Source organism: Conexibacter sp. S30A1, from assembly GCF_023330665.1.
Classification (GTDB): domain Bacteria; phylum Actinomycetota; class Thermoleophilia; order Solirubrobacterales; family Solirubrobacteraceae; genus Palsa-465.
In genome coordinates, this window is record NZ_CP097127.1 from 108,206 (window position 1) to 133,003 (window position 24,798).

Below are 24,798 nucleotides of genomic sequence, written 5' to 3' on the forward strand. Positions count from 1 at the left end.
GGCTGAGGAGTGGGCGCACGCCCCGTCGTCTCTGGCGTTTCCGGCTTCTTCAGGGTCGGAACTTCATGGAGGCGGAACGAGACGTGCGCAGCATCAGGGTATGGGCGGGCCTGTCGGGCCTGCATGGAACGGTGGTCGAGGACGTGACAATCAGCAACGAGGGTGACGTGATCGTCGCAGTCCGCCCGGGCTGGCGTCAGCGCGATCGTTGCGGTTTGTGCCGTCTCCCGGCTGCTGTCCAGCGCATCGCCATCTCGCCACTGGACCAGTTCTCGTGCTCGGGATAACGCGGACGGACCCTGGCCGTGAACATCACAGCATCGCCGACTGAGAGCTCGGCCAGCGCGTTCGCGGAGCGGACCGTGTGCAACAGCTCGAGCCGGGCCTCGACGGCGTCGGCAATCGCAACGAGCTGCTGATCGATCTCACCGGCCGCGATCTGCTCAAGCAGCTGCCGCTCCTGCGGCATGAGCTGCCGGTCATGGCGGGCCGACCACGGCAGCGGATGATCATGTTCCAGAGTTCCGATGCCGGGATCATCCGCAGTTGCGCGGACGGCAGGTCGCGATCGCGACTTTCCGCCCGGACCTGTAGCGCCGCGTGCCTTGCCGCTCAAAGTTGGCGAAGTTTGGTAGCCAAAAGTGGTAGCCAAACGCGACGATGCTCGGTTACGGTTGGGTCGACAAACAGAAAAGCCCCGCAAAAGCGAGGAGTTCCTTGAGCGCGCCCGAAGGGATTCGAACCCCTGACCTTCGGTTCCGTAGACCGACGCTCTATCCAGCTGAGCTACGGGCGCGAGTTTTGCTCCGTCAGCCTGCATGACCTCCACCGAGGATCGGCAGGCTGGCGTGCGCAGGACAAGGATAACGGCATCAAGCTGGGCGCGACCGCTGCGGGCCGCTTGCGGCAGCCTGTCGCCTGTACACACAAGCAACCCGGGTACGTGTGGACAGATCCCAGTGAGACTCGGTCCGCCGCCCGCGACAGTTAAATGCTCCACAAATCGCCGCACGCGGCGGTTAGAGTCGCACTTTGCCAAACACCCTAGGGAGGGAAGTTGGGAGCTACTTCAACACAGCCGACGATGAGACTCGATGCGGACGGTCTGGACCGGAAGCTCGGGTTTTTGGGCCTATTGTGGGCCTCTGAGACCTCGATCATCGGGTCGGGCTGGCTGTTCGGGGCATTGGGAGCGGCGCTGCTTGCCGGTCCGGCCGCAATCCTCGGTTGGGTCCTCGCGGCGATCATCATCACCGTGCTCGCGCTGATGCACGCCGAGCTCGGTGGTCTTTTCCCCGTTACCGGCGGCACCAGCCGCTTCCCGCACTACGCGTTCGGGTCCTTTGCGGGAGCGACGTTCGGCTGGGCGTCCTATCTGCAGGCGGCGAGTGTCGCGCCGATTGAGGTGCTGGCAGCCGTTCAGTATCTCTCCACAGCGCACTGGGCGAGGAGCTTCTTCAAGTACAACCCTGCGGCCGGTGGCGCCGCCGGAACGCTGCACGGGTTCGGCTACCTGGTGGCGCTGATCCTGCTCGTGCTGTTCGTACTCTTCAACCTCATCGGCATCCGCTGGCTGGAGCGCATCAGCAACGTCGTCACAACCTGGAAGGTCATCATCCCCTGCCTGGCGATCGTGATCCTGATCTTCGGTCACTTCCACAGCGGCAACTTCGGCGCGGCCGCCGGCGGCTTCTTCTTCAAGCACGGCGCGATCAAGGGGATCATCGAGACGCTGCCCGCCGGGATTGTGTTCTCGCTCCTGGGCTTCGAGCAGGCGGTCCAGCTGGCCGGCGAGGCAGCCGATCCCAAACGACACCTGGCCAAGGCAGTGATGGGCTCGGTGATCATTGGCACCGTGGTCTATATCCTCGTCCAGGTCGCCTTCATCGGCGCGATGGACCCGCACCTGCTCAAGCAGGTGGGTGGCTGGGCCGGTCTCAGCAGCCCTGCGGCGGCCAAGATACCGGAGGTTGGCCTGCTGACCAGCGGCCCATTCTTCGAGATCTCCAGTCTCGCGGGCGTCTTCTGGCTGGCGACGATCCTGCGGATCGACGCGGTGGTCTCGCCCGCCGGCACCGGGCTGATCTACACGACGTCGGCTTCGCGGCTCAGCTTCGGCCTGTCCAAGAACGGGTTTGTTCCCTCGGCGTTTGAGCGCATCGACCAGCGCACGAAGATCCCCGTGTTCAGCGTGCTCATCGCGACGCTGGTTGGCATCCTGTTCCTGCTGCCGTTCCCGAGCTGGGCGTCACTGGTGGCGATCGTCACCAGCGCGTCGGTGCTGATGTATGCGGGCGCGCCACTTTCGGCCGCGGCTCTGCGCCGGTCAAAGCCCAATCTCGAGCGACCCTACGCCGTCTCGGGCATGGGCTTCCTGGCGCCGGCTGCGTTCGTTGGGGCGACGTGGATCATCATCTTCGCCGGCTGGCAGACCTACACGACGCTGATGGTGGCGATGCTGCTCGGCTACCTGCTGATCTGGATCTCCTATCTGACCAAGTCGAATTCAAGGGCGCCGTCCATGGACTGGCAGGCGCTCCCCTGGATCGCCGGCTACTTCATCGGGCTGCTCGTGATCTCGTATTTTGGGGCCTTCGGACCCGGCGGGATCATCGGTGGCGTCGGGTTCTTCAAGAACGTCCTGAGCGGCGGTGGCAACGATGATCTGACGCTCGGCGGGACCCTGGGCGTCTCAGCCGTTTGGGCGATCGTCTGCTTCTACTGGGCGATGAGTGCGCGTCTGCCGGAGTCCAAGGTGGACGAGTACGTTGAGGACGTTTACCCGTCAGCCGAGGGCTTCGTTCACTGAGCGGCGCGTAGGCGGCGGTCGCTCAAGCGAGTGGGTGCGGCCAGCGGGCCGCACCCACTCGTGGTGGCGCTCGGCGGCCATACGTGGACGGGGGGCTGAGCTCAGCCGTCCTGGTGCCAGCGCGCCACCCCGGCAAGAGCGGCGCCTGGTGCGGCAGGTGCGCTGAGAGGTAGATGCCACCGGCAACTATCAGCGCGAGTCACGGCATCGCGGTCTGCGTCATCGGTGGACAGCGGTGCTCGTCCATGTGCTCCTCGGTCATGGCGTCCGCTCAGCTCGCCAGGCGCGTCATGATCACGAAGGTGGCGATCTGCAGCAGGCCGGTGATGCCCGGGCAGTGGACGAAACGCTGCATCAGGCGCTCTATCACCGCCGGGTTCGGCCGCGTCTTCTTGAGCTCCACCGGCACCGCGATGTTGGCGGGCTCGAGCAACCCGAGCGCGATCACCGCCATCACACCGACCGCGATCATGCCCGTCACGACCCCGCCACCAGTGTTGCGGTCACGACCGCCGGCGTCAGCACCACGATCTTCGGCATGAACTTCACGGTGAATCCGATCCGTGCTGGGATCGAAAGGCTGCCGAGGATCGGGCCGAGGATCAGGCCAGCGAACAGGTCGATGATCGTCCAAGCGGACCCGAACACGACGTGGATGAAGTCAGGCGGCCAGGTTGCGTCGAGCGCCACCGCCACGATCAGCGATTGACGACATATCGCAGTGCAGCGGAGGGGGCGGGATTCGAACCCGCGATGGGCTCACACCCATGCCGGTTTTCAAGACCGGTGCATTCAACCGCTCTGCCACCCCTCCGGGAGCGTGGACTGCAAGCAGGCTACCAACCGGCTGGGCCTCGCAGCCTCACCCGGTCTCCAGCCAGTGGCGCTCACGCGCGATGACCTCCACCTGCGGGTGCGAGAGGACGAAGCGCTCGACGCGGTCAAGCAGCTCCTCGGCGTGGGCGGCGGTGGGCGCAACGACGCAGAACCCGAGTCCGGTGCGCTGCCACAGATCGTGGTGGGAGACCTCGGAGGCGGACACGCCGTAGCGCTGGCGTGCGGTCTCGATCAGGTGCCTGACCACCGCGCGCTTGGCCTTCAGCGAGCCCGCGGCGGGGAGGTGAAGCTCGATGCGCATGGCAGCCACGTACACCGTGATGATTATCGCCCCGCCAGCTGCGGCGACCCGGATCGGGCTTCAGGCCTGGGCCAGCTTCAGCGCGTAGAGCGTGGCGGCAACAGCCGTGGCAAGGTTGAGCGACGAGACGCCCGCGGCCATCGGCAGGGCCACTCGGCGCGAGGCCAGCGCCAGCAGCTCGTCGGTCAGCCCGTCGCGCTCGGTCCCGAAGGCAAGGAGCATGCGCTGCGGAAGCGCGTTTGGTTCAAACGGCTCGCCGGCCGGGTCGAGCGCCACCAGTTCGCGCGCACCGGTTCTCGGCGCGCGCAGATGGTGCACGGGCAGCGCGAAGTGAAGGCCGGCGCTGCCGCGCAGCGCATCGGGGTGCCACGGATCCTGCCTGCCCGTCGTCATCACCCCCGCGGCGCCCGCTGCCGCGGCGACGCGCACGGCGGCGCCGAGGTTGCCGAGGTGGCGCGGATCCTCCAGCAGCACCACGTGTCCGGGGCCGGCGAGCACCGTGTCGGCGTCGGGCTGCGCGGGCCGGCGGGCGACGGCCACGACCTGCGCACGCGGGCTGACCTGCCGCAGCTCATCTGGCGCGACGAGCTGCGCGGCCAGCGCGATGTCCGGGGCAAGGCGCAGGCGCAGCACCTCGAGCGCCGCCGGGTCGGCGGTCCAGGTACCGAGCAGCTCACCGCCGAAGCGCAGCGCGTGCTTGACGGCGTGAAAGCCCTCCAGTACGACCAGCCCAGGTGTGCGCCGGGCGCGTGTGACGTCAGCCAGTTCCATTTGCGTGGAGCCCTTCAACATTTGCTATGAGCACTACAGCACGCCGAGTCCGGAGAGCAGCGCGAGGATCCCCGTCAAAAGGATGATCAGCGACAGCGCGCGGCGCAGCTGCTCGGTGCTTGCGCGCAGGTGGATGTGGTGGCCGGCCAGCTGCCCGGCCAGGACGGCGAGCAGTGCAAGACCCGCGAGCGTCCAAGGCAGCTGCGTCCCAGCTACGTCAGGCAGCAGCGTGAGGGTCGTGATGGCGCCGGTCCCAAGGAAGATCACGGCCAGCGAGTCACGGATCGCCGTGGCTGACAGCCGGCGCTGGGAGAGCCAGATGGCCAGCGGTGGCCCGTTGATCCCGCTCGCGGTTGAGAGCACGCCCGCCAGCGCACCGACCGTGAGCCGCGCCACCCTGACGGGACCGGACACGGTCGGCTCGAGGTGTGTCAGCCGCGCCAGCGCGAGCACCACGACCATCGCGCCGACGGCGGTCTCGATCGTCGGCTTGCTGAGCGCCCTCAGCAGCAGCAGACCGCCGAGACTGCCCGGGACGGCCGCGAGAAGGATCGGCCCCACCTCCTCCCAGGCAACCTGCATCCGGTGGCGCCCGCGCACCAGCGTGATGACGTTCACCATGAGGCCGAGCACCGTCAGGATCAGGATCGCCGGACGTGGCGTCGTTGCCACCAGCAGCACGGGGGAGAGGACCAGCGCGAACCCCATCCCGACCGCCGTCTGAACGCCTGCGGCAAGGGCGGCGACGAGGGCCACCACGGCGTCGAGCGGGGTCACGGTGTGATCGTAGGAGCTCGCGGCGCCCGGCCTGGGCTCACGCCGAGCGTCGCACGACCAGCTCAGCGGGCATCGATACGTGTCCAATCGCGCCGGTCCGCAGCTGTGTGAGCAGGCTATCGGCCAGCAGGTGGCCGGCCAGCGGCCCTGATTGGCGCACGGTGGTCAGCGGCGGATCCGTGTGGGCGGCCAGGAAGATGTCGTCGTAGCCCACGACGGCGACGTCGTCTGGTACGCGGCGCCCCGACTCGCGCAGGACATCGATGGCCGCGATGGCCATCACGTCGCTGCAGGCGAAGACCGCGTCCAGCTCGCCGCGCCGCTCGAGCAGCGCCCGCATCCGGGCGGTCGCGGACTCCCTTTCGTAGGAGCCGTAGCTGACCAGCTCCTCATCCACCTGGACTCCTGCGCGTGCGAGCGCCGCCGCGTAGCCGCGGTAGCGATCACGGACCTCCTGTTCGCGGTCCGGGCCACCGATGAAGGCGATCTGTCTGCTCCCGCGCCCCAGCAGGTGGCGCGTGGCCAGGCGTCCGCCCGCGAAGCTGTCACCCGTCACCGAGCTGAAGCTGTGGCTGACGGAGTCAAGGCCCCAGACGACGAACGCGGCTCCCCGGCGCTCAAGCGCCTCCAGATGCCTGGCGGTGCAGTGCGCGCCCAGCAGGACGAAGCCGTCCGCGCGTTGCGAGTCCAGGTAGCGCTCGACCCAGCTCGTGTCGGTCGCCCCGATCTGAATCACAAGCAGGTCGTAGCCGTGTTCGTGCAGCCCGGCGATCAGGCCGCTCGTGAGCTCCAGGACGAAGGCGTCCGGCAGCTTCTCGCCAGCCATCTGCGTCCCATGGTCGTAGGTGGCAAGTGCCACGACGTTGCTCTGGCGCCGGCTGAGGCTGCGCGCGGTGGCGTTGATCTGGAAGCGGTGGGCGTTTGCGATCTCGCGCACACGCGTGCGCGTGGCGGCGCTGACCAGCGGGCTGTCATTGAGGGCCCGCGAGACGGTCGCCTTGGACACGCCCGCCAGGCGGGCGACGTCAGCCATGGTGAGCGTCTGCTCCGGTGGGCTCCTGTGGCAGGTTGACATCATTGCAACCGGTTGCAGAGTAGCGGGCCGGATGCTAGCTTGCAACCGGTTGCAGGGTGCGATGTCAAAGCCTCGGCTGGTCGCTGCGCTGGCGGCGCTGGCAGCGTGCGCGGCCTGCTTTGTGACGGCCGAGAGCCTGCCCATCGGGCTGCTGCCGCAGATCGCGGCGAGCATGCACACCTCGCTGGCGCTGACCGGTCTGCTGGTGACGATCTACGCGCTGATCGTCGTCGTCGTCACCGTGCCGCTCAGCCATGCGCTGCGAGCGCTGCGCCGGCGCACGCTGCTGTCGGCCACCGCCGCGACACTGGCGCTCGGTTGTCTGGGCAGCGTGCTCGCGCCCGACTACGGCCTGCTGCTCGCCGCCCGGGCGCTGACCGCCTGCGGGCAGGCGCTCTTCTGGGCGGTCGGGCCCGTGCAGGCCGCCAGGCTCGTGCGACCCGAGCGCCGCGGGCAGGCGGTCACCGCTGTCTTCGCCGGCAGCGCCGCCGGCCTCGTGATCGGGCTGCCGCTCGGCACCGCGATCGGGCACCTCGCCGGCTGGCGCCCTGCGTTCGCGACACTGGGTGGCGCCGCGCTCGTGCTGCTTGTCGTCCTGCTGCTGGCGCTGCCGGTCAACGAGCCGCTCGCCGCCGTAGCCTCCCGCGAGCGGCCCGCTGGCCGCTCGCGGTACCGCAGCGTCCTGGCCGCCACCTGCCTTGCCGTCAGCGCCTACTTTGCCGCCTACACCTACGCCAACCCGCTGCTGGTGCGTGTGGCCGGCCTGCCGCGCGCCTCCGTCGCACCGGTGCTGCTCGCCGTCGGGTTCGCGTCGACGCTTGGCCTGGGCTTCGGCGGGGTGCTGTATGGTCGCCACCCGCGCCACGCCGGCGCGCTTGCGGTCGCGCTCATGGCGCTGGCGCTGCTCGGCCTCTTTGCCACCGGCGCGCAGCCGTTGGCGGCGATCGCATGCCTGGCGCTGCTGGGGCTCGGCCAGAGCCTGATGACGGTCGCAAACCAGCTGGCGGTCATGGAGCACGGGCCGACGAATGGCACCGCGTGGTATTCGACCGTGTACAACGTCGGCATCGCCAGCGGCCCGCTGCTCGGCGCCCTGGCACTGGCCACCGGTGGTCTGCGTGACGCCTCGCTGCTGGGCGCGCTGGTCGCGCTCAGCGCACTGGCGGTGCTCGCGCTGCCGGCCGGCCGGCTCAGCGAAACGCCTGGATCCCCGTGAGCGCCCCGCCCACCACCAGCGCGTGCACGTCGGCGGTGCCCTCGTAGGTGATCACCGACTCGAGGTTGTTCATGTGCCTGATGACCGGGTACTCGAGCGTGATGCCGTTGGCGCCGAGAACCTGGCGTGCGGTCCGCGCCACCCGCAGCGCCGCGCCCACGTTCGCCAGCTTGCCCATGCTCACCTGCTCCGGCTCGAGACGGCCGGCGTCCTTGAGGCGGCCGAGGTGCAGTGCCAGCAGCAGGCCGCGGTTGACCTCGGTGGCCATCTCGGCCAGCTTGGCCTGCTGCAGCTGCGTGGCAGCGATCGGTCGCCCGAACGCCACGCGCTCCTGGCTGTAGGAGAGCGCCGCCTCAAAGCAGGCGCGGGCGGCGCCGATCGCTCCCCAAACGATGCCGTAGCGTGCCTCGTTCAGGCATGACAGGGGGGCGCGCAGCGACGTCGCCAGCGGCAGCTGCGCCGCTGCGGGCAGCCGCACGTCGTCGAGCACCAGCTCAGAGGTCACCGAGGCGCGCAGCGACAGCTTGCGGTGGATCTCCGGGGCTGTGAAGCCTTTGGTATCGCGTGGCACGAGAAAGCCCCTGATGCCCTCGTCGGTGCGAGCCCAGACCACGGCGACGTCCGCGACCGACCCGTTGGTGATCCACATCTTCTGCCCATTCAGGATCCAGTCCTCTCCGTCGCGGCGCGCGTGGGTGCGCATCGCCCCAGGATCGGAGCCCGCGTCCGGCTCGGTCAGGCCGAAGCAGCCGATCGCCTCGCCGGTGGCCAGCTTGGGGAGCCACTCCTGCTTCTGCTCCTCGGAGCCCCAGCGGTGGATCGCGAACATCGCCAGCGACCCCTGAACCGAAACCAGGCTGCGCACGCCGCTGTCACCGGCCTCGAGCTCCATGCAGGTGATGCCGTAGGCGGTCGCGCTGGCACCGGCACAGCCGTAACCCTCCAGGTGCATGCCGAGCAGCCCGAGCGCGCCGAGTGCCGGCGCCAGCTCGCGCGGAATCGTCGCCTGCTCAAACCACTCACCCACGTAGGGCGTGACCTGCTCAGCCACGAAGCGCCGCACCATGTCGCGGATCTCGCGCTCCTCGTCTGAGAGCAGAAAATCAATGTCCAGGAAGTCATGCGGCCGTGTCATGTGGGCGGCTCCTTGAGCGCATCTCCCCTCGGTCCGGTGGCTGATCCTCCACCTGACTCCGAGGCCCGGTTTAAAAAGCGCCTAGCATCGTTGCAGATGAATGACGGAGTTGGCGACGGCGCGCTGGCCGGCCTGCGGATACTGGACTTCTCACGTGTGTTGGCGGGGCCGCTCGCGACGATGGTGCTCGGCGACCTCGGCGCGGAGGTGACCAAGGTTGAGCGTCCCGGCGCAGGCGACGACACGCGGGCCTGGGGGCCACCATACGACGCGCAGGGGCGCGCGACCTACTTCGATGCTGTCAATCGCAACAAGCGCAGCATCGCCAGTGACCTGACCGACCCGGCGGACGTGGCGGTCATCAGGCGCCTGGCGGCCGACGCGGACGTCGTGGTCGAGAACTTCCGGCCCGGGTTGCTTGATCGCTTCGGGCTCGGCTATGCCCAGCTTGCCGCCGTCAACCCGCGCCTGATCTACTGCTCCATCACGGGGTTTGGCAGGACGCCGCAGGCGGCTGCGCTGCCGGGCTACGACCTCCTGGTGCAGGCGATGGGCGGTCTGATGAGCATCACCGGCGAGGCGGATGGGGAGCCGCAGAAGGTCGGTGTGGCGCTCGTTGACGTGATCACGGGCCTGTTTGCCACGGTCGGGATCCTGGCGGCGCTTGCGCACCGCAACGCCACCGGCGAGGGCCAGCTTGTGGAGGTCGACCTCTTTTCGGCGCTGCTGGCCGCGCTCGTCAACCAGTCCTCCTCCTACACAGCCGCCGGCGTCGTGCCGGCCCGCATGGGCAACGAGCATCCGAGCATCGCGCCCTACGCCGTCTTTCGCGCGGGTGCCGAGCGGATCGTGCTGGCGGTCGGCAACGACCGTCAGTTTCAGGATCTCTGCCGTGTCCTGGGCGCGCCGGCGCTCGCCGCTGAGGAGCGTTTTGCGACCAACCCCGCACGGGTTGAGCACCGCGAGGCGCTGCGGCTGGAGCTCGAGCGCTTGCTCGCGGCGCGGCCGGCGGCCGAGTGGACGCAGCTCTTGACCGATGCACGGGTGCCGGCCGGCGCCGTCAACGACCTGGGCGACGCCTTCGAGCTGGCGGCACGACTCGGGCTTGAGCCGATCGTCGCCATGGCGAGCCCGGACGGTTCGGTCGTGAGGCTGCCGCGCAACCCGCTCAAGCTCTCGCGCACCCCCGTCAGCTACCGGCTGACACCGCCGGACCTGCCCGCCTAGCCTCGGCGGCCAAAGCTGGCCCGTGTCTTGGCCGCCGAGGCGTATGGCAATGGCCGCGCACCGTGATAGAAGTCCCGTTACCACACGACAGGAGGCGATGAGGGTGTCAAGCGGTAGTGGTCCACAGGCCGGGGCGGGCGCTGCGTTGAATGCGGCGACGCTCACAGATGATCAGCGGCTCGAGCAGCTCGGCTACCGGCCGCAGCTGACCCGTGTCCTGGGTCTGTTCTCGAACTTCTCGGTGGCGTTCACCTATCTCTCGCCGATGGTCGGCATCTACTCGCTGTTCGTGCTCGGGCTCGGGATGGCGGGTCCCTCATACATCTGGCTGACGCTGGTGCCGCTGATCGGCATGCTGTTTGTCGCACTCGTGTTCGGCGAGCTCGCCAGCCACTACCCCGTGGCTGGGGCGCTCTACAACTACGGCAAGTTCTCGGTCGGCGCCGGTTACGGCTGGTTCGTCGGCTGGTTCTACGGCGTCGCGCTGCTGGTCACGGTCGCCTCGGTGGACACCGGCGTGGTCAGCTATGTCACGTCGCTTTTGCACAACTGGTTCGGGGCCAACATCAACCCCAGCGCCCATGTGACGATCCTGATCGTCACGCTCGTGCTCGTCGCGATCCAGACGTTCATGAACATCACCGGCACCGCTGTGATGGCGCGGGTCGCGCGCTATGGCGTGTATGTCGAGATGATGGGCACCTTCGGGATCGCGATCATCCTCGCGATCAACGGCTTCCACCACGGCCTTGGGTACCTGTTCTCGAGCCACGGTGCCACGCACCTCAAGACCAACGCCTACGGCTTCAACTTCCACGGCAACTGGTGGACCGGCGCGGCGCTGATCGCCGTGCTCGCACCCGTCTACATCTTCTACGGCTATGAGTCCGCCGGTGACATCGCCGAGGAGACCAAGGAGGCAAGCCGGATGATCCCGCGGTCGATGCGCCTGGCGCTGATCTGGGGCGGGATCGCGTCGCTGGTGCTGACGGGCGGCCTGCTGCTGGCGATCCCGGCTCACACCAGCAACGCCCAGGCGGTGACCGGCGGCATCCCGCTGATCCTCGCCCAGCTGCCGCAGTGGCTCCAGGACGTCCTGCTCCTGCTGATCATCTACGCCTTCTTCTCCTGCGGCACCTCGGTGCAGGGCGCCGGCTCGCGCCTGGCGTTCTCATACGCGCGTGACGGCGCGCTGCCGGCGTCGCGCTGGATCTCCAAGGTCAGCGACCGCCACAGCATCCCGGTCAACGCGCTGCTCGGCGGCGCTGGGGTGACGGTGCTGTTCGTGCTGCTCGTGTTCGTCTCGCCCAAGCACAACGTCAGCATCCTCTGGTTCACCTACCCGGCCAACACCAGCGCGCTTGTGTCGCTGGTCTCCTTCGGCGTGAGCGGCATCTACCTGTCGTTTTTGATGACCGTGATCGGCTCGATGATCGCCCGCGCGCGCGGCTGGGTGCCGGCGGGCGCCTTCCGGCTTGGCCGCTTCGGCTGGACGGTTTCGGTCATCGCCCTCGCCTACCTGGCGCTGATGTTCATAAACGTCGTCATCCCGAGCGGTCTGAGCAGCCCGCGCTCGTACTTCAACATTGACTGGATCACGCTGATGGTGATGGTCGTGATCGGGCTGATCGGCGGCATCTACTACGCGATTGGGCGGCCCGACCGCAAGCTCGGCACCCACGTCCACGACGCGCTCGAGCCCACCGGTGCGGAACGTACCATGGAGTCATGAGCAAACTGTCGACGCTCCGGATGTACATGCGACGTCCGGAGCGGCTCGCGGAAGCGACCGACCTCTACACGCACCGCGTCAAGCTGCTTGACGGGGGCGAGCTCGATCTGGCGGATTGGCGCGGGCACCCGACGCTGATCGTCAACACCGCCAGCAAGTGCGGCTTCACGCCCCAGTATGAGGGCCTTGAGCGTCTCTACGAGCGCTACCACGACTCTGGTCTTGAGCTGCTTGGCTGTCCGTCCGGTGACTTCGCCGACCAGGAGTACGAGGAGGACGGCGAGATCGGCTCCTTCTGCCAACGCAACTATGGCGTTCAGTTTCCGCTCAGCACCCGCCTATCGGTCCGTGACCGTCCCGACCCGCTTTGGGCGGCGCTGATCAGCCAGCCGGGTTCGGCGCCGCCGAAGTGGAACTTCACCAAGTACCTGGTCGGAGGCGACGGTCGCCTGATCGAGCATTGGGGTCCGACCGTGCAGCCGGACGGCCCCAAGATCACCGAGTCGATCGAGCGCGCACTGGCGGGCGGGGAGCAGGGCCGCGTCTGAGATACTGAGGTGGTGCCAAGCCACCTGATTGTGTACCTGGGAGTGGTGGTGGCGATCGCGCTGCTCCCGGGCCCGGACACGGCGGTCGTGACCCGCAACGCCCTCGTCCACGGCCGCGAAGCGGCGCTCGGCAGCGCGCTGGGGATCAACGTCGGGCTGGTGGTCTGGACCGGGGCAACGGCGCTCGGGGTGGCCGCGCTCCTGCGCAGCTCCGCGACGCTGTATGACGCGCTCAAGCTCGCGGGGGCGCTCTACCTGATCTGGATCGGTGCACGCACGCTCTGGGAGTCACGCCGCGTGGCCGCGGGCGTCACCTCCTCAACGCTGGCGGCGCGGGCTGTGAGTGGGCGCGGCGGGCTGCGCCAGGGTCTGCTCAGCAACCTCTCGAACCCCAAGGTCGGCATCTTCTTCACCAGCCTGCTGCCGCAGTTCGTCTCTCCGCACGCGTCTGCGCTGCCGCAGCTGCTGCTGCTCGGGGGCATCTTCATCGCCTTCAACCTCGCCTGGATGGCGAGCTACGCGCTCGCCGCTGTGCGGCTCTCGGACGTGTTGAGCCGCACGCGCGTGAAGGCGACGATCGACCGGGTCTCGGGGCTTGTGCTGGTCGGCGTTGGCGTTGGCCTGGTGCTCGACCGCTGAGCCCAGCCGCTAGCCGCTCAGGGCGGCGCTGAAGAAGCCCGCCGTTGCCGCCAGCACGGCGGGCTTGTGAAAGGCTTCGTCCTCGTGGTTTGCGCCGGCGAGCAGCAACAGCTGCGAGTCACCGCCGGCCCTGGTGAGCGCGCCGTGCAGGGCCCGGCTCTGCGCGCAGCTGATCAGGCCGTCGCGGTCGCCGTGGATCAGCAGTACCGGCGTGCGCGCGTGCTGTGCGTGAGTGACCGGGCTGGCGGCTCGGGCGAGCATGGGGTCATCGCCGATGTTGCTCAGGCCGAGCAGGCCGGCCTCCATGTCGGGTATCGCACGGCCCTGGATGAACTCTGGGAGAGCGAGCGCGGCGCCGTCGCGCTCGCTGCGGACCGTGGTCAGATCGGTCGGCGCAAACCAGGCGCACACGGCGTCCGGACGCTTGGCCAGACCGGTCCCATCGCCCTGATCGCTGAGCGCAAGCATGAGCGCGATCCAGCCGCCCGCCGATGCTCCCCAGGCGCCGATCCGGTCGGTCGCGAGGCCGTGCTCGACGCCATGGGTGCGCAGCCAGCCGAGTGCCGCTCGGCCGTCCTCCAGCTGTGCGGGGTGCGTGGCGGTGTCAATCAGCCGATAGCTGACGCTCGCCACCGCCACGCCGTGTGCGGCGAGCGCCAGCAGGCGCTCTTCAGCCCGGTCCTGTCGCGAGCCGCGCGCCCAGCCGCCACCGTGGAAGTACGCCACGCACGGCACCTCGCGGCCACCCGCGGGGCGGTGTATGTCAAGGCAGAGATCTGTGCCGTCGATTGTCCGGTAGGGGACGTCAAGGACGCTGCGGGTGCTCAGCGACCCACCTCGGTCCCATCACCGGCAAACGCCGGCATCACCTCTGTGGCAAACAGGCTCGCGGTGCGCGACGCCTCCTCGAACGTGACTCCGCTGAAGGCCACGTCGGCGGTCATGTAGTTGATGTCGGCCGTCTGGATCTGGTCGGACACGTATTGGCGTGCGCCCTCCGGTGTCCCGACAAAGGCGCCGCCCTGGTCAAGCAGTTCGCCGAGCCGCTCCGGATAGATCGGTGGGCACGGCATGCCGCGCTCGTGCCACAGGTGTTCGAAGGAGGCCTTGAAGCGTGGATATACGCGCTCGGCGATCCGCAGCGCCTCGGTTTCGGTGTCGGCCAGGACGATGTGGCGGTTGACGCCCAGGTGAGGCAGCTCGGATGCGTCGCGGCCGAGCTCCTGCCAGCGCTCGCGGTAGCCGTCGGTCGTCACCCGCGTGCGCTCCGCGCTGACCAACGACATGACGTTGATCGAGCGCTCCGCGCACCAGCCGGCGCGGTCCGGCCGCGAGGCACCGAACCAGAGTGGTGGGTGCGGAGCCTGCAGCGGCCGCGCCGTCAGCGGCAGCTCGGAGACCGTGAAGTGCTTGCCGTGGTGGCTGAAGCTCGAGCGCGCGGAGAAGTAGCTTGTCACCAGCTCGTAGGACTCCTCGAACAGCTCCGGGGTCTGCTCTGCGGGCACGCCGTAGAAGGAGGCCTCGATCGGCGAGGCACCGCGACCGACGCCAAGCTCGAGGCGCCCGCCGCTCAGTTGATCGAGCAGGCACCACTCCTCGATCAGGCGGACCGGGTGATTCAGCGGCAGAACGTTGACCAGCGCGCCGAAGCGCAGACGGCTGGTCCGCTGCGCCACCGCGGCCAAAAAGACGTTCGGTGAGCCGACCAGCCCGAGCGGGGTGCCGTGGTGCTCGGCGAGGTGGTAGGCGTAAAAGCCATCACGGTCGTACTGTTCGGTCAGCCGCAGCCGCTGACCGAGCTGCTCTGTGCGCGTGAGCCCAGAGTCGTCGATGTGGTCAAAGATGCCGAAGCGCATGGGCATGCGACTTTATCGCCCAGCGTCTGCCGATCCCGGCAGGCGACCCCGGGCGAGCGGAGAGGAGGGGATTCGAACCCCTGATGGAGATTTCGCCCCATACTCGCTTAGCAGGCGAGTGCCTTCAGCCACTCGGCCACCTCTCCGGAAGCCCGCGCGCGCAGCGTTGGCGAGCCGGGTGTGAGCGGGAGTGTATAGGTTCTGAGCCCGCGGCTCAGGTGCGCGACGGCCCCTGGGCGACGCGCTGTGATGCCGCCGCACGTGGATCCAGGTCAGCCAGCGTCAGCGGATGCGCGGGTGCTTCTTGCAGGATGATGCGGCTGTGGACATGCAGGTCCGCGTCGACGTGGATCAGCTCGCCGGGCGCGAGCAACCGCCAGCCGGGGTCGTCGTCCATGCGCTCGCTGGCCACAACCACGGCGGCGCGCTCGCCAAGCTCCGCCGAATGCACGCGAAGCTCACCGTGCGAGCCACGGTGGTGCAGATGCTCGCCCCGGGCGGGACCGCCCTCGCCGGTTCCCCGCTCGAGCACGTAGAGCTCATGAACCGCCGGGTAGCGCAGCGCCCACAGCTCGCTATCCGTGATGAGCACGCAGTTGAGCGCAAACACAGGCAGGTTGGCGGCGATCCAGCCGGCCGCGCGTGCGATCGCGCCGCCCACGTCGCCGTCAGCTTCGATCTCCTGCGTGATCAGCGCGAAGAAGCGTTCCGAGTCCGTCTCACCATGGACCAGGTCACGGCTGTCGGAGAGCCGCTGTTCCAGGCGGACAACTTCGCCGATCACGCCGTTGTGCGCAAACAGCCGGCCGCGCTGCTCAAACGGGTGGGTGTTCTCCATTGCCACCGCGCCCGTGGACGCATAGCGAATGTGAGCTACGAACGTCCGCGAGCGCACGGTCCGCGCGGCCTGTGCGAACGCGCGGTCAGCGTAGGCGGCGAGCGGCTGTTTGTCGATGTAGGCACTGCCATCGGGCCGGAAGGCGCCCAGCCCGGTCCCGTCCGGGTCGTGATGGCTCTGCACGGCCAGCGAGTCGGGCGCCTCCAGCAGCCAGAAGGTCGCGCTCACGGGCTCTCGCCCTCCGCTCAGGCCAAACAGGCGGCACATGGGCGACACGGTAGCGCCGCCGTATGATCGGCGTGTGTGCCGCTCTAGCTCGACACGTTAGATGTCGCTCCGGATCGGCGTTGTGGGTGCCGGCATCATCGGGCTCGCGGTTGCGCGGGAGCTCGTCCAGCGGCAGTCGTGGGTGGTGACCGTGCTCGAGAAGGAGCGGGAGGTCGCCCTGCATCAGACCGGCCACAACAGCGGCGTGGTGCACATGGGGGTCTACTACCCGCCCGGCTCGCTGAAAGCCAGGCTCTGTCGTGAGGGCGCCGAGCGTCTGGCCGACTACTGCGCGCAGCGCAACATCGCCTTCGAAGCTTGCGGCAAGCTAATCGTCGCGCGTGGTCGCGAGGAACTGGACCGGTTGGACGAGCTCGAGCGCCGTGCCCGCGCCAACGGCGTGCCGGGACTTCGCAGGCTCGCACCGGCGCAGATGCGCGAGATCGAGCCGCACGTTCGCGGCGTCGCCGCGCTGCACTCGCCCAAGACAGCGATCGTCGATTACAGGGCCATCGCCAGCGCCTACGCCCAGGAGGTTCGTGACGCCCGTGGTGAGCTGCGGCTGGGCGCGCGGGTGGTGGCGATCAGCCGTCAGGCGGCGGAGGTCCGCGTCGGCCTCTCCGGGGGCGAGACGCTGGCGTTCGATCGCCTGATCGTCTGCGCTGGTCTGCAGGCTGACCGTCTTGCGCGCTTGGCGGGGGCACCCGCCCAACCCAGGATCGTTCCCTTCAGGGGTGAGTACTACCGCCTGGTGAGCTCCCGTGAGCATCTCGTGCGCGGCCTCATATACCCGGTGCCGGACCCCGCCTACCCATTTCTCGGCGTGCACTTCACGCGCCGCATCGGCGGTGGCGTGGACATCGGGCCAAACGCGATCCTGGCGACGGGACGCGAGGCCTACAGGCGCCGAGATATTGCCGTGGGCGACCTGATCGAGACCCTCCGTTACCCGGGATTCAGGACGCTGGCGCGCCACCACTGGCGCGCCGGTGTGGCAGAGCTCTGGGGCTCGCGCTCGCGGCGGGCGTTCGTCGCACGCTCCCGGAGCTTCATTCCGGAGCTCGTCGCGGCCGACGTCGAGCCTGCGCCCGCCGGGATCCGGGCACAGGCGCTTGATCCTGACGGAGCGCTTGTGGATGACTTCCGCATCGACAGGCTCGACGGTGTCGTGCTGGTGCGAAACGCACCGTCGCCAGCCGCCACCGCGGCGCTCGCGATCGCCGAACAGATCGTCGGTGAGCTGCGCCCGGCCTGACCAGGCCTGTCCTAGTGATGCGCGGCCGGTCGACGTGCCGGCGGCCGCTTGGTGGGCGTGCCGAACACGTGGTCCCAGAACGGGGCGCTGACGCCGTAACCCGTGCCGCCGTCCTGGAAGTGGTGGCGCATGTGCAGCTCGCGCATCAGCTTGCCGAGCCGTGTCGTCGCGTGCCGGTGATGCACGTGGTAATGCAGCATGTCGTAGGCCAGGTACCCGCCCAGGAAGCCGGCGCTCAACGGTAGAAAACCGGGGGAGCCGAAGATCAGGTAGAAGACGTACACGAACAGGGCGGCCAGCGGCACACTGACAGACGGCGGCATCACGAGCCGCAGCGGGTCGTTGGGGTGGTCGTGATGAACCCCGTGGATGATCCAGTGCAGTCGCGCCCCGATGCCATGGTCCGGCGCGAAGTGGAAGACGACGCGGTGCAGCCAGTACTCGGTGAGCGTCCAGATCACGTACCCACCGGCGATCCAGGCGAGCGCCCAGACGCCCACGTTGTGGACGAAGCCGAGCACCAGCATGGCCGTGATCGTCGGCACAAAGATGAACAGCGGCACGGTCCAATGTACGCGCGAGAGCTTGTCCAGCCACTTGATGTCAAACATCGTCGGCGAAGCCCGCAGAACCTCGCTGCGGCTCAGGCCCTCGAGCTCCTCTGGATGCGGTGCCGGCATGTCCATAGGATATCTGACGCGTGTCGCGACGAGCATCCGCTGCAGCTACTAAAGCCCGCTGGTGGGAGATCCGCGGTGCCCAGAACCTGAAGCCCTCAACCTACCGCTGCCCGCTGTGTGGCGAGTTGCTGCCGGCGATGCGCGAGCACATGCTGATGTTCCCCGAAGGCGATCACCGCGCTCGCCGTCACGCCCACACCGACTGTGTCCTGCGGGCCCGCGCCCGGGGTGAGCTGCCGACCCTGGCCGAGTGGGAGCGGGCCCAGCCCGGGTTCCGTGAGCGAGTCGGCTTCTGGCGCCGGTTGCGGGGCGAGCGTTAGACAGCTCAGGCGAGGTCGAGCAGGCGCTCGGCGAGCATGTTCGCGACCAGACGGTGGGCGTCGAGAATGTCAACCAGGTGCAGCAGCGACTCGGTTTCCGCCGCGACGTCGCCGTCGCCCAGCCGCAGCACCAGCGGCAGGTCGGAGCGGATGTCGATTGCGGCCAGTCCCACAGACACGTTGGCCAGGTCATCAGAGGTAACTGCGGCGAGCGCGCTGCAGGTTCTAACGCCGAGCAGCTCGAGCATCTCACGGTCATCGCCCCGTCCCAACACCACCGGGATGCCAACCCCGCGCGCGAGCCGTAGACACTGTGCCTCGGGGTTGCGCTCCAGTGCGACCACGGGGATACCGCGGCGGCGCAGCTCCAGGGCCAAGCGGAAGCCGATCTGCCCGAACCCAACCAACAGCACGTGGTCGCGGGCCGGTACACGCCGGCGGCCGAGCAGCGCCGTGTAGCGCGGACGGCTCAGGCGCCTGACAAGCGCCGCTGTGAAGACCGCGATGGCGACCACTGAGGCGAGCGTGATCACGGTTGAGAGCAGCTTGAACACCGTGCCCGCCTGCGCGGCACGCGGCACATCCGCCGCGGCCACGATCGAGCGCGCGCCGAAATAGATCGCGTCAATCAGGCTGTCGTGCAGTGCGCTCATCGTGATCGCCGTCTGTGCCACGAGCCCGGCCAGCAGCACGCCGCCGGCCCGCACCATCAGGCGCAGCGCGTCATCAACGATCCTCACGCCGGAGCCGCGCGGATGCGGCCGCGCGCCCAGCGCGTGACAGTGGTCTGCCAGCGCGGTGGCGACCAGCGCAGCGGGCGCGACCACGTTCACCGCGGGCGCGATCTGGCGCAGCTGGTGGGCGATCGTTTGGTCAAACAGCCCCACCCAGAGCGTCAGGTCGGGGCGAAGCTGCGCCGCCAGAAGTGTCAGTCGCAGCGCCAGCGCGTCTTCGTGGGACAGCACCACGACCGCTGTCCAGTGGCGCTCGGCCAGTCTTGCGGCGAGCGCGCGTGCGTTCCCCGAGGACTCGAGCGACGCGCTCGCGCCAAGCTGCTCCAGACGCCTGATCAGCGCCTCGCCGACACCACCGCCGTCGCCAAGCACCAGCACATGTCTCGCCATCGAGCTCCCGCAGGGTCGCCGTGTGGTGCTGCAGGATCTTACTCGTGGAGTGCAGCCGTGGACGCAGGCTAAGCTTGCCCGGATGACTTCACTGCCACCGGCAAGCCACCTCTGGTCACTGCCAGCGGCCCACACGATCGAAAGCTAGAGGCGATGCAAGAGAGCGGCTTCCTGTTCACGTCCGAGTCGGTGACCGAGGGTCATCCCGACAAAGTTGCGGACCAGATCTCCGACGGCGTGTTGGATGCGGTGCTGGCCCAGGATCCGTTGGCGCGAGTGGCGTGCGAGACGCTGGTGAACACGGGTTTGGTGGTGGTGTCGGGGGAGATCTCAACCGAGGCGTGGGTGGATGTGCAGACGGTGGCCCGGGAGACGATTCGGCGGATCGGCTACGTGGATGCCACGCTCGGGTTCAGCGCCGATTCGTGTGCGGTGCTGAACACGATCGATCAGCAGTCGCCCGACATCGCGCAGGGGGTCGACCGCGCGCTCGAGGTGCGCTCGGGTGAGGCTGGCGACGAAGCCGACGATGTGCTGCTGGGCGCCGGTGCCGGCGATCAGGGAATGATGTTCGGCTACGCGACCGATGAGACGCCGGAGCTGATGCCGCTGCCGATCTCGCTGGCCCACCAGTTGGCGGCGCGCCTGGCGGCGGTGCGCAAGGATGGCTCGATCCCGTACCTGCGGCCCGACGGCAAGACCCAGGTGTCGGTTCGCTACGTGGACGGGCGTCCGGTGCGGGTTGAGAAGCTTTTGATCTCCGCACAGCACGCGGAGGGCGCCGAGGCGCTGATCCCCGACGACCTGTGGGAGCAGGTCGTGATGCCGGTGCTGCCCGCCTGGCTCTACGACGAGCACGAGCTGCGAGAGAGCTTTTTGGTGAATCCCACGGGCCGGTTCGTGATCGGCGGGCCGGTCGGCGACTGCGGTCTGACCGGCCGCAAGATCATCGTCGACACCTACGGCGGGATGGCCAGGCACGGCGGCGGCGCGTTCTCGGGCAAGGATCCGTCGAAGGTGGACCGCAGCGCAGCTTACGCGGCCCGCTGGGTGGCCAAGAACGTGGTGGCGGCTGGGTTGGCGTCGCGTTGCGAGGTGCAGGTGGCCTACGCGATCGGCGTTGCGCACCCGGTGTCGTTGATGGTCGAAACGTTTGGCACCGAGCTGATCGATCCGGGCAAGATCGCACAGCTGGTCTCAGAGCACTTCGACCTGCGTCCCGGTGCGTTCCGGCGCGAGCTCAACCTGCACCGGCCGATCTATCAGCAGACCGCTGCCTACGGGCACTTCGGGCGCGCGGGTGATGATTTCACGTGGGAGCGAACCGATCGCGCGGCTTTGTTGCGCGAGGCTGCTGGGCTGGGGGCACTCGACGGTCGCGGCTCCGCAGAGGCGCTGTCCGCGTGAGCATCACGGTTGTCGGCTCGATCGCCTACGACGCCGTCCGGACGCCATTCGGAGAGCGCAGGCGGATGCTGGGGGGCGCGGCGACGCACTTTGCGCTGGCGGCGTCGTTTTTTGACACGGTCAGGCCGGTTGGGCCGGTTGGGGGTGACTTCGCGACCGAGGACCTGCGGACGCTGTCGGTCCGCGGCACGATCACAGACGATGTGGTCACCGTTCCGGGCGGGGAGACGTTCTTCTGGTCTGGTGTGTACGGCGATGATCTGAACTCGCGTGAGACCCTCGCGACCGAGCTGGGCGTCTTTGCCGATTTTCAGCCGCGTTTGAGCCCGGCGGCGCGTGCCTGCGAGGTGCTGTTTTTGGCAAACATCCAGCCGTCGCTTCAGGCTTCGGTGCTCGATCAGTGTGACGGTCCGAGATTCACGGCACTTGACTCGATGAACCTGTGGATCGAGACGGCCCGCGCGGAGCTCATCGCGGTGATCGAGCGGGTTGATTGCGTGATCCTCAACGACGCAGAGATCCGGCAGCTGACCGGCCGGCACACGCTTCCCGATGCGGCCCGCGAGCTGCTTGAGCTGGGACCCGAGGCGGTGATCGCCAAACAGGGCGAGTACGGCGCTGCGCTGTTCACCCGGGACGGCTTCTTCTCGCTTCCGGCCTACCCGCTGGTCTCGGTGGTCGATCCGACCGGTGCCGGTGACACGTTCGCCGGTGGGCTGGTCGGGTATGTCGCCGCCGCGCGCGAGCGCACCGTGAGCCGTGAGCTGCTGGCTGGCGCGATGGCTTACGGCACCGCGCTCGCGTCTTTCAACGTGCAGGAGTTCGGGACAGAGCGCCTGGCCCGGCTTTCCTTCGATGAGGTTCATGCCCGTGTGGCCGAGCTTCACCGTTTCACACAGTTCGAAATGCCCTTACTCAAGGAGACCGTCTGATGAGCAGCACGCAAACAAGGCTCGACTTCAAGGTCGCTGACCTTGCCCTGGCGGAGTTCGGGCGCAAGGAGATCCGCCTGGCCGAGCACGAGATGCCGGGGTTGATGGCCACCCGGCGCGAGTACGCAGCTGCGCAGCCGCTTGCGGGCGCGCGGATCATGGGGTCCCTGCACATGACGGTCCAGACGGCCGTGCTGATCGAGACGCTGGTCGCGCTCGGGGCTGAAGTTCGCTGGGCGTCGTGCAACATCTTCTCAACCCAGGATCACGCCGCGGCGGCGGTGGTGGTCGGACCGGACGGGACCCCGGAGGACCCGCGCGGGGTCCCGGTGTTCGCGTGGAAGGGAGAGACGCTCGAGGAGTACTGGTGGTGCACCGAGCAGGCGATCACCGGCTTTGCCGAGGGCCCGAACATGATCCTCGACGACGGCGGGGACGCGACGCTCCTGGTTCACAAGGGCTGTGAGTACGAGCGGGCCGGGGCTGTTCCCGACCCAGGCGGCGCCGAGAGTGAGGAGCTCGCGGTCATTCTCGCCATGCTGACACGCTCTCTGGCTGAGGATCCGCAGCGCTACACCCGGATTGCGGCCGGCATCCGCGGCGTCACCGAGGAGACCACGACCGGCGTGCATCGCCTCTACCAGCTGGCTGAGCAGGACGCGCTGCTGTTCCCCGCGATCAATGTCAACGACGCGGTAACCAAGAGCAAGTTCGACAACAAGTACGGCTGCAGGCACTCACTGATCGACGGGATCAACCGTGCCACCGACGTGCTGATCGGTGGCAAGGTCTGTGTCGTCTGCGGCTACGGGGACGTTGGCAAGGGCTGCGCCGAATCGCTCGCTGGGCAGGGCGCTCGCGTGATCGTGACCGAGATCGACCCGATCTGTGCCCTGCAGGCCGCGATGGACGGCTATCAGGTCACCACGCTCGAGGACGTCCTCGAAACCGCCGACATATTCGTGACCGCGACCGGCAACCGCGATGTGATCACCGCCCAGCACATGGGTCAGATGAAACACCAGGCGATCGTCGGCAACATCGGTCACTTCGACAACGAGATCGACATGGCCGGCCTGGCCGCCGTTCCCGGCATTGAGCGGATCAACATCAAGCCACAGGTCGACGAATGGGTCTTCCCCGACGGCCACGCGATCATCGTGCTTTCCGAGGGCCGTCTGCTGAACCTCGGCAACGCCACCGGCCATCCGAGCTTCGTGATGTCAAACAGCTTCACCAACCAGGTGATCGCGCAGATCGAGCTCTACACCCAGCCGGGGCGCTACGAGCGCAGCGTCTACACGCTCCCCAAGCACCTCGACGAGAAGGTCGCGCGTCTTCACCTCGACGCGCTGGGCGTCAAGCTCACCACCCTCAGCGAGTCGCAGGCGGCTTACCTGGGCATACCCGCAGAGGGCCCGTACAAGCCTGACCACTACCGCTACTGAGCGGCCGCGGCGCCGGTGCGCGCAACGGGTTCGGGGGGCGGCAGTAGCCGCCCCCCGAAAGCCCCTGACCAAACTGCGGCGCCGCGTCAGACGCCGGTGGCGACCGCCGCCGGCACCTCCTGATAGGCACCGAGCGAGGGTATGTCGGACGGGTAGACCTCGTGCCCATGCTCGGCCACATCGCCGATCTCCATGTTCTCGTCGCTCATCCGCAACGGGATGAAGAGACCGATCACCTTGAGGATCACGTAGGTGGCCACGGCTGAGAACACGATCACCCAGAGCCCGGCGAAGAGCTGCCACTTGAGCAGCGTCGCGGAGCCGAACACCAGGCCGGTTGCGCTGCCGGCTGGGATGTACTTCTTGCCAGACACGTCGTAGAAGACGGCCATGCCGGGATCAGCGAACACACCGGTCAGCAGGCCGCCGGCGAAGCCGGCGATGCCGTGCGTGTAGATCACCCCGAGCGTGTCGTCGACGCTGCGGAAGAAGCGCCACGAACTGGCGTAGTTCATCGCGTAGTAGACGACGATCGAGGCGATCCCGCCGCAGGCGATCGCTCCCCAGCCGTTGACGAAGCCGGCCGCGGGAGTGATCGCGACCAGCCCGACGATCATGCCGTTGACGCCGCCGAGCAGGCTCGGCTTGCGGCCTGTGACCATGTCGCAGACCACCCAAACCAGGAACGCGATGGCGGTCGCGAGGTTCGTGTTGAGCACCGCCGCCGCCGCCGAGTTGGCGGCCGAGTAAGGGTCGCCGCCGTTGAACCCGTTCCAGCCGAGCCACAGCAGACCGGCTCCGACCGCGACCATCGCCACGTTGTTGGGGGCGTCTATCTCGCGGTCGCGTTGGAGTCTCGGCCCGATCACCCAGGCCGCCACGAACCCGGAAACACCCGCGGACAGGTGGATCACATAGCCGCCGGAGAAGTCCAGCGCGCCGTGGTGTGCGAAGTAGCCGCCACCCCAGATCAGGAAGGCGTCGACCACGTAGACGATCGAGATCCACAGGACCGAATAGACACACCACGCCTTCCAGTTGACGCGGCCGAGCACCGAGCCCAAAGACAGGATCGGCGTGATCGCAGCGAAGACGAACTGGAAGTAGACCAGCGCCGACTGCGGGAAGTTCTCCTGCGACGGGGTCCCGTAGGCACCCGGTAAGGTCGCGTGACCCTGCAGCTGAGCGGGACTGAGGGACGGGCCGGGGCTGCCGACAAAGGCGTTCAGGAAGCCCGGGTGGTGGCTGGGGAACATTGGCGAGCCGAAGCCCATCTTGAACGCGTACAGAACCCAGATGACCAGCACGATCGCGAATGTGAGGAACGTGAGCATCATCGAGTTGATGCTCCACCGCTTCTGCATCACGCCGCCGTACAGCACCACCAGGCCGGGTACGCTCATCAGGCCGACGAGCGTCGCGGCCGTCACCTGCCAAGCGGTGTCGCCCTGGTTTAGCCAGGGCAGTGCCTCAGATGTCATGCATCTCCTTCTTGTGTGAGGGCATCGCCCGCGGGTGGGCGACGGCTTGATACCCCTTGATCAAGCTGACGCAAGAAAGGGTCTTTGACCCAGGCGAGGTGAACCATGGCCAGTGGTACAGCG

General features: G+C 68.1%; 25 protein-coding genes and 3 tRNA genes. 11 read left to right on the forward strand and 17 right to left on the reverse strand.

Annotated elements, in window-relative coordinates:
- Window positions 1-196: 196 nt before the first annotated feature.
- Window positions 197-469, reverse strand: coding sequence for a hypothetical protein (locus tag M3M54_RS00525; protein WP_249020241.1), 273 nt, complete (start codon window positions 467-469; stop codon window positions 197-199).
- 253 nt (window positions 470-722) lie between these two features.
- Window positions 723-796: transfer RNA gene (locus M3M54_RS00530), tRNA-Arg, on the reverse strand.
- 288 nt (window positions 797-1,084) lie between these two features.
- Here M3M54_RS00530 and M3M54_RS00535 point away from each other — a divergent pair.
- Entirely contained in the window at window positions 1,085-2,809 is a 1,725-nt protein-coding gene (locus M3M54_RS00535) for an APC family permease (RefSeq protein WP_249020242.1), read from the forward strand.
- A 271-nt stretch (window positions 2,810-3,080) separates the two neighbouring features.
- On the opposite strand, the gene M3M54_RS00540 is transcribed toward M3M54_RS00535, so the two are convergent.
- The 7 genes from M3M54_RS00540 to M3M54_RS00570 form a co-directional block, all read right to left on the reverse strand.
- Window positions 3,081-3,290, reverse strand: a complete 210-nt coding sequence (locus M3M54_RS00540) for a hypothetical protein (protein WP_249020243.1) — start codon at window positions 3,288-3,290, stop codon at window positions 3,081-3,083.
- On the reverse strand, window positions 3,287-3,499 hold the full coding sequence (locus M3M54_RS00545; RefSeq protein ID WP_249020244.1) for a hypothetical protein: 213 nt from the start codon (window positions 3,497-3,499) through the stop codon (window positions 3,287-3,289). The genes M3M54_RS00540 and M3M54_RS00545 overlap by 4 nt, the downstream gene beginning before the upstream one ends.
- A gap of 37 nt (window positions 3,500-3,536) precedes the next feature.
- Window positions 3,537-3,623: transfer RNA gene (locus tag M3M54_RS00550), tRNA-Ser, on the reverse strand.
- A 48-nt stretch (window positions 3,624-3,671) separates the two neighbouring features.
- Complete coding sequence (locus M3M54_RS00555; RefSeq protein WP_249020245.1) at window positions 3,672-3,947, reverse strand: DUF503 domain-containing protein; 276 nt, start codon at window positions 3,945-3,947, stop codon at window positions 3,672-3,674.
- Between the two features lie 60 nt (window positions 3,948-4,007).
- Window positions 4,008-4,718, reverse strand: coding sequence for an RNA methyltransferase (locus tag M3M54_RS00560; protein WP_249020246.1), 711 nt, complete (start codon window positions 4,716-4,718; stop codon window positions 4,008-4,010).
- A gap of 33 nt (window positions 4,719-4,751) precedes the next feature.
- A complete protein-coding gene (locus M3M54_RS00565) occupies window positions 4,752-5,495 on the reverse strand; it encodes a sulfite exporter TauE/SafE family protein (RefSeq protein ID WP_249020247.1) in 744 nt (247 codons plus the stop codon).
- Between the two features lie 37 nt (window positions 5,496-5,532).
- Window positions 5,533-6,528, reverse strand: coding sequence for a LacI family DNA-binding transcriptional regulator (locus M3M54_RS00570; RefSeq protein WP_249020248.1), 996 nt, complete (start codon window positions 6,526-6,528; stop codon window positions 5,533-5,535).
- 103 nt (window positions 6,529-6,631) lie between these two features.
- On the opposite strand from M3M54_RS00570, the gene M3M54_RS00575 reads away from it, so the two are divergent.
- Window positions 6,632-7,786: an MFS transporter gene (locus M3M54_RS00575; RefSeq protein ID WP_249020249.1), complete on the forward strand. Its 1,155-nt coding sequence runs from the start codon at window positions 6,632-6,634 to the stop codon at window positions 7,784-7,786.
- Here M3M54_RS00575 and M3M54_RS00580 read toward each other — a convergent pair.
- Window positions 7,761-8,921, reverse strand: a complete 1,161-nt coding sequence (locus tag M3M54_RS00580) for an acyl-CoA dehydrogenase family protein (protein WP_249020250.1) — start codon at window positions 8,919-8,921, stop codon at window positions 7,761-7,763. The two genes, M3M54_RS00575 and M3M54_RS00580, sit on opposite strands and share 26 nt — an antisense overlap.
- Before the next feature lie 96 nt (window positions 8,922-9,017).
- Here M3M54_RS00580 and M3M54_RS00585 point away from each other — a divergent pair, with 96 nt between their 5' ends.
- The 4 genes from M3M54_RS00585 (at window position 9,018) to M3M54_RS00600 (ending at window position 13,067) form a co-directional block, all read left to right on the forward strand.
- Window positions 9,018-10,148: a CaiB/BaiF CoA-transferase family protein gene (locus tag M3M54_RS00585; RefSeq protein WP_249020251.1), complete on the forward strand. Its 1,131-nt coding sequence runs from the start codon at window positions 9,018-9,020 to the stop codon at window positions 10,146-10,148.
- A gap of 103 nt (window positions 10,149-10,251) precedes the next feature.
- On the forward strand, window positions 10,252-11,880 hold the full coding sequence (locus M3M54_RS00590) for an APC family permease (protein WP_249020252.1): 1,629 nt from the start codon (window positions 10,252-10,254) through the stop codon (window positions 11,878-11,880).
- Complete coding sequence (locus tag M3M54_RS00595) at window positions 11,877-12,428, forward strand: glutathione peroxidase (RefSeq protein WP_249020253.1); 552 nt, start codon at window positions 11,877-11,879, stop codon at window positions 12,426-12,428. The genes M3M54_RS00590 and M3M54_RS00595 overlap by 4 nt, the downstream gene beginning before the upstream one ends.
- Window positions 12,429-12,440: 12 nt before the next feature.
- A complete protein-coding gene (locus tag M3M54_RS00600) occupies window positions 12,441-13,067 on the forward strand; it encodes a LysE family translocator (RefSeq protein WP_249020254.1) in 627 nt (208 codons plus the stop codon).
- 9 nt (window positions 13,068-13,076) lie between these two features.
- Here the strand turns inward: M3M54_RS00600 and M3M54_RS00605 are convergent, their stop codons facing one another.
- From M3M54_RS00605 to M3M54_RS00620, 4 genes are all read right to left on the reverse strand, one after another.
- Window positions 13,077-13,895, reverse strand: a complete 819-nt coding sequence (locus M3M54_RS00605) for an alpha/beta hydrolase fold domain-containing protein (RefSeq protein WP_371878629.1) — start codon at window positions 13,893-13,895, stop codon at window positions 13,077-13,079.
- Window positions 13,892-14,923 carry an LLM class flavin-dependent oxidoreductase gene (locus M3M54_RS00610; protein ID WP_249020256.1) on the reverse strand — a complete coding sequence of 344 codons (1,032 nt, stop codon included), beginning with the start codon at window positions 14,921-14,923 and terminating at the stop codon, window positions 13,892-13,894. Before M3M54_RS00610 ends, M3M54_RS00605 begins: the two co-directional genes overlap by 4 nt.
- A gap of 57 nt (window positions 14,924-14,980) precedes the next feature.
- Window positions 14,981-15,069: transfer RNA gene (locus M3M54_RS00615), tRNA-Ser, on the reverse strand.
- Between the two features lie 68 nt (window positions 15,070-15,137).
- Complete coding sequence (locus tag M3M54_RS00620; RefSeq protein ID WP_256465834.1) at window positions 15,138-16,028, reverse strand: class II glutamine amidotransferase; 891 nt, start codon at window positions 16,026-16,028, stop codon at window positions 15,138-15,140.
- A gap of 61 nt (window positions 16,029-16,089) precedes the next feature.
- Here M3M54_RS00620 and lhgO point away from each other — a divergent pair, with 61 nt between their 5' ends.
- Window positions 16,090-17,283 carry an L-2-hydroxyglutarate oxidase gene (gene lhgO, locus M3M54_RS00625; RefSeq protein ID WP_249020258.1) on the forward strand — a complete coding sequence of 398 codons (1,194 nt, stop codon included), beginning with the start codon at window positions 16,090-16,092 and terminating at the stop codon, window positions 17,281-17,283.
- An 11-nt stretch (window positions 17,284-17,294) separates the two neighbouring features.
- Here the strand turns inward: lhgO and M3M54_RS00630 are convergent, their stop codons facing one another.
- Window positions 17,295-17,963 (reverse strand): sterol desaturase family protein, encoded by a 669-nt coding sequence (locus M3M54_RS00630; protein ID WP_249020259.1) that lies wholly within the window; start codon window positions 17,961-17,963, stop codon window positions 17,295-17,297.
- A gap of 20 nt (window positions 17,964-17,983) precedes the next feature.
- Between M3M54_RS00630 and M3M54_RS00635 the strand changes: the two genes are divergently transcribed.
- Window positions 17,984-18,283: a hypothetical protein gene (locus M3M54_RS00635; protein WP_249020260.1), complete on the forward strand. Its 300-nt coding sequence runs from the start codon at window positions 17,984-17,986 to the stop codon at window positions 18,281-18,283.
- Between the two features lie 5 nt (window positions 18,284-18,288).
- Here the strand turns inward: M3M54_RS00635 and M3M54_RS00640 are convergent, their stop codons facing one another.
- The gene (locus M3M54_RS00640; protein WP_249020261.1) at window positions 18,289-19,407 is read right to left on the reverse strand and encodes an NAD-binding protein; all 1,119 of its coding nucleotides are present in this window, start codon (window positions 19,405-19,407) and stop codon (window positions 18,289-18,291) included.
- Between the two features lie 153 nt (window positions 19,408-19,560).
- Here M3M54_RS00640 and metK point away from each other — a divergent pair, with 153 nt between their 5' ends.
- From metK to ahcY, 3 genes are read left to right on the forward strand one after another with little or no spacing between them, the layout of a single operon-like run.
- Entirely contained in the window at window positions 19,561-20,814 is a 1,254-nt protein-coding gene (metK, locus tag M3M54_RS00645) for a methionine adenosyltransferase (protein WP_249020262.1), read from the forward strand.
- The gene (locus M3M54_RS00650) at window positions 20,811-21,746 is read left to right on the forward strand and encodes a PfkB family carbohydrate kinase (protein WP_249020263.1); all 936 of its coding nucleotides are present in this window, start codon (window positions 20,811-20,813) and stop codon (window positions 21,744-21,746) included. The genes metK and M3M54_RS00650 overlap by 4 nt, the downstream gene beginning before the upstream one ends.
- Complete coding sequence (gene ahcY, locus M3M54_RS00655; protein WP_249020264.1) at window positions 21,746-23,194, forward strand: adenosylhomocysteinase; 1,449 nt, start codon at window positions 21,746-21,748, stop codon at window positions 23,192-23,194. Before M3M54_RS00650 ends, ahcY begins: the two co-directional genes overlap by 1 nt.
- 86 nt (window positions 23,195-23,280) lie before the next feature.
- On the opposite strand, the gene M3M54_RS00660 is transcribed toward ahcY, so the two are convergent.
- A complete protein-coding gene (locus M3M54_RS00660; protein ID WP_249020265.1) occupies window positions 23,281-24,675 on the reverse strand; it encodes an ammonium transporter in 1,395 nt (464 codons plus the stop codon).
- Between the last annotated feature and the right edge of the window lie 123 nt (window positions 24,676-24,798).

Coding starts and splice junctions, on each gene's coding strand:
- M3M54_RS00535 (WP_249020242.1), top strand. CDS start 1,085: ATGAGACTCGATGCGGACGGTCTGGACCGGAAGCTCGGGTTTTTGGGC.
- M3M54_RS00580 (WP_249020250.1), bottom strand. CDS start 8,921: ATGACACGGCCGCATGACTTCCTGGACATTGATTTTCTGCTCTCAGAC.
- M3M54_RS00585 (WP_249020251.1), top strand. CDS start 9,018: ATGAATGACGGAGTTGGCGACGGCGCGCTGGCCGGCCTGCGGATACTG.
- M3M54_RS00525 (WP_249020241.1), bottom strand. CDS start 469: ATGCCGCAGGAGCGGCAGCTGCTTGAGCAGATCGCGGCCGGTGAGATC.
- M3M54_RS00595 (WP_249020253.1), top strand. CDS start 11,877: ATGAGCAAACTGTCGACGCTCCGGATGTACATGCGACGTCCGGAGCGG.
- M3M54_RS00630 (WP_249020259.1), bottom strand. CDS start 17,963: ATGCCGGCACCGCATCCAGAGGAGCTCGAGGGCCTGAGCCGCAGCGAG.
- M3M54_RS00570 (WP_249020248.1), bottom strand. CDS start 6,528: ATGGCTGACGTCGCCCGCCTGGCGGGCGTGTCCAAGGCGACCGTCTCG.
- M3M54_RS00560 (WP_249020246.1), bottom strand. CDS start 4,718: ATGGAACTGGCTGACGTCACACGCGCCCGGCGCACACCTGGGCTGGTC.
- metK (WP_249020262.1), top strand. CDS start 19,561: ATGCAAGAGAGCGGCTTCCTGTTCACGTCCGAGTCGGTGACCGAGGGT.
- M3M54_RS00575 (WP_249020249.1), top strand. CDS start 6,632: ATGTCAAAGCCTCGGCTGGTCGCTGCGCTGGCGGCGCTGGCAGCGTGC.
- M3M54_RS00555 (WP_249020245.1), bottom strand. CDS start 3,947: ATGCGCATCGAGCTTCACCTCCCCGCCGCGGGCTCGCTGAAGGCCAAG.
- M3M54_RS00640 (WP_249020261.1), bottom strand. CDS start 19,407: ATGGCGAGACATGTGCTGGTGCTTGGCGACGGCGGTGGTGTCGGCGAG.
- M3M54_RS00610 (WP_249020256.1), bottom strand. CDS start 14,923: ATGCGCTTCGGCATCTTTGACCACATCGACGACTCTGGGCTCACGCGC.
- M3M54_RS00660 (WP_249020265.1), bottom strand. CDS start 24,675: ATGACATCTGAGGCACTGCCCTGGCTAAACCAGGGCGACACCGCTTGG.
- lhgO (WP_249020258.1), top strand. CDS start 16,090: ATGTCGCTCCGGATCGGCGTTGTGGGTGCCGGCATCATCGGGCTCGCG.
- M3M54_RS00620 (WP_256465834.1), bottom strand. CDS start 16,028: ATGTGCCGCCTGTTTGGCCTGAGCGGAGGGCGAGAGCCCGTGAGCGCG.
- ahcY (WP_249020264.1), top strand. CDS start 21,746: ATGAGCAGCACGCAAACAAGGCTCGACTTCAAGGTCGCTGACCTTGCC.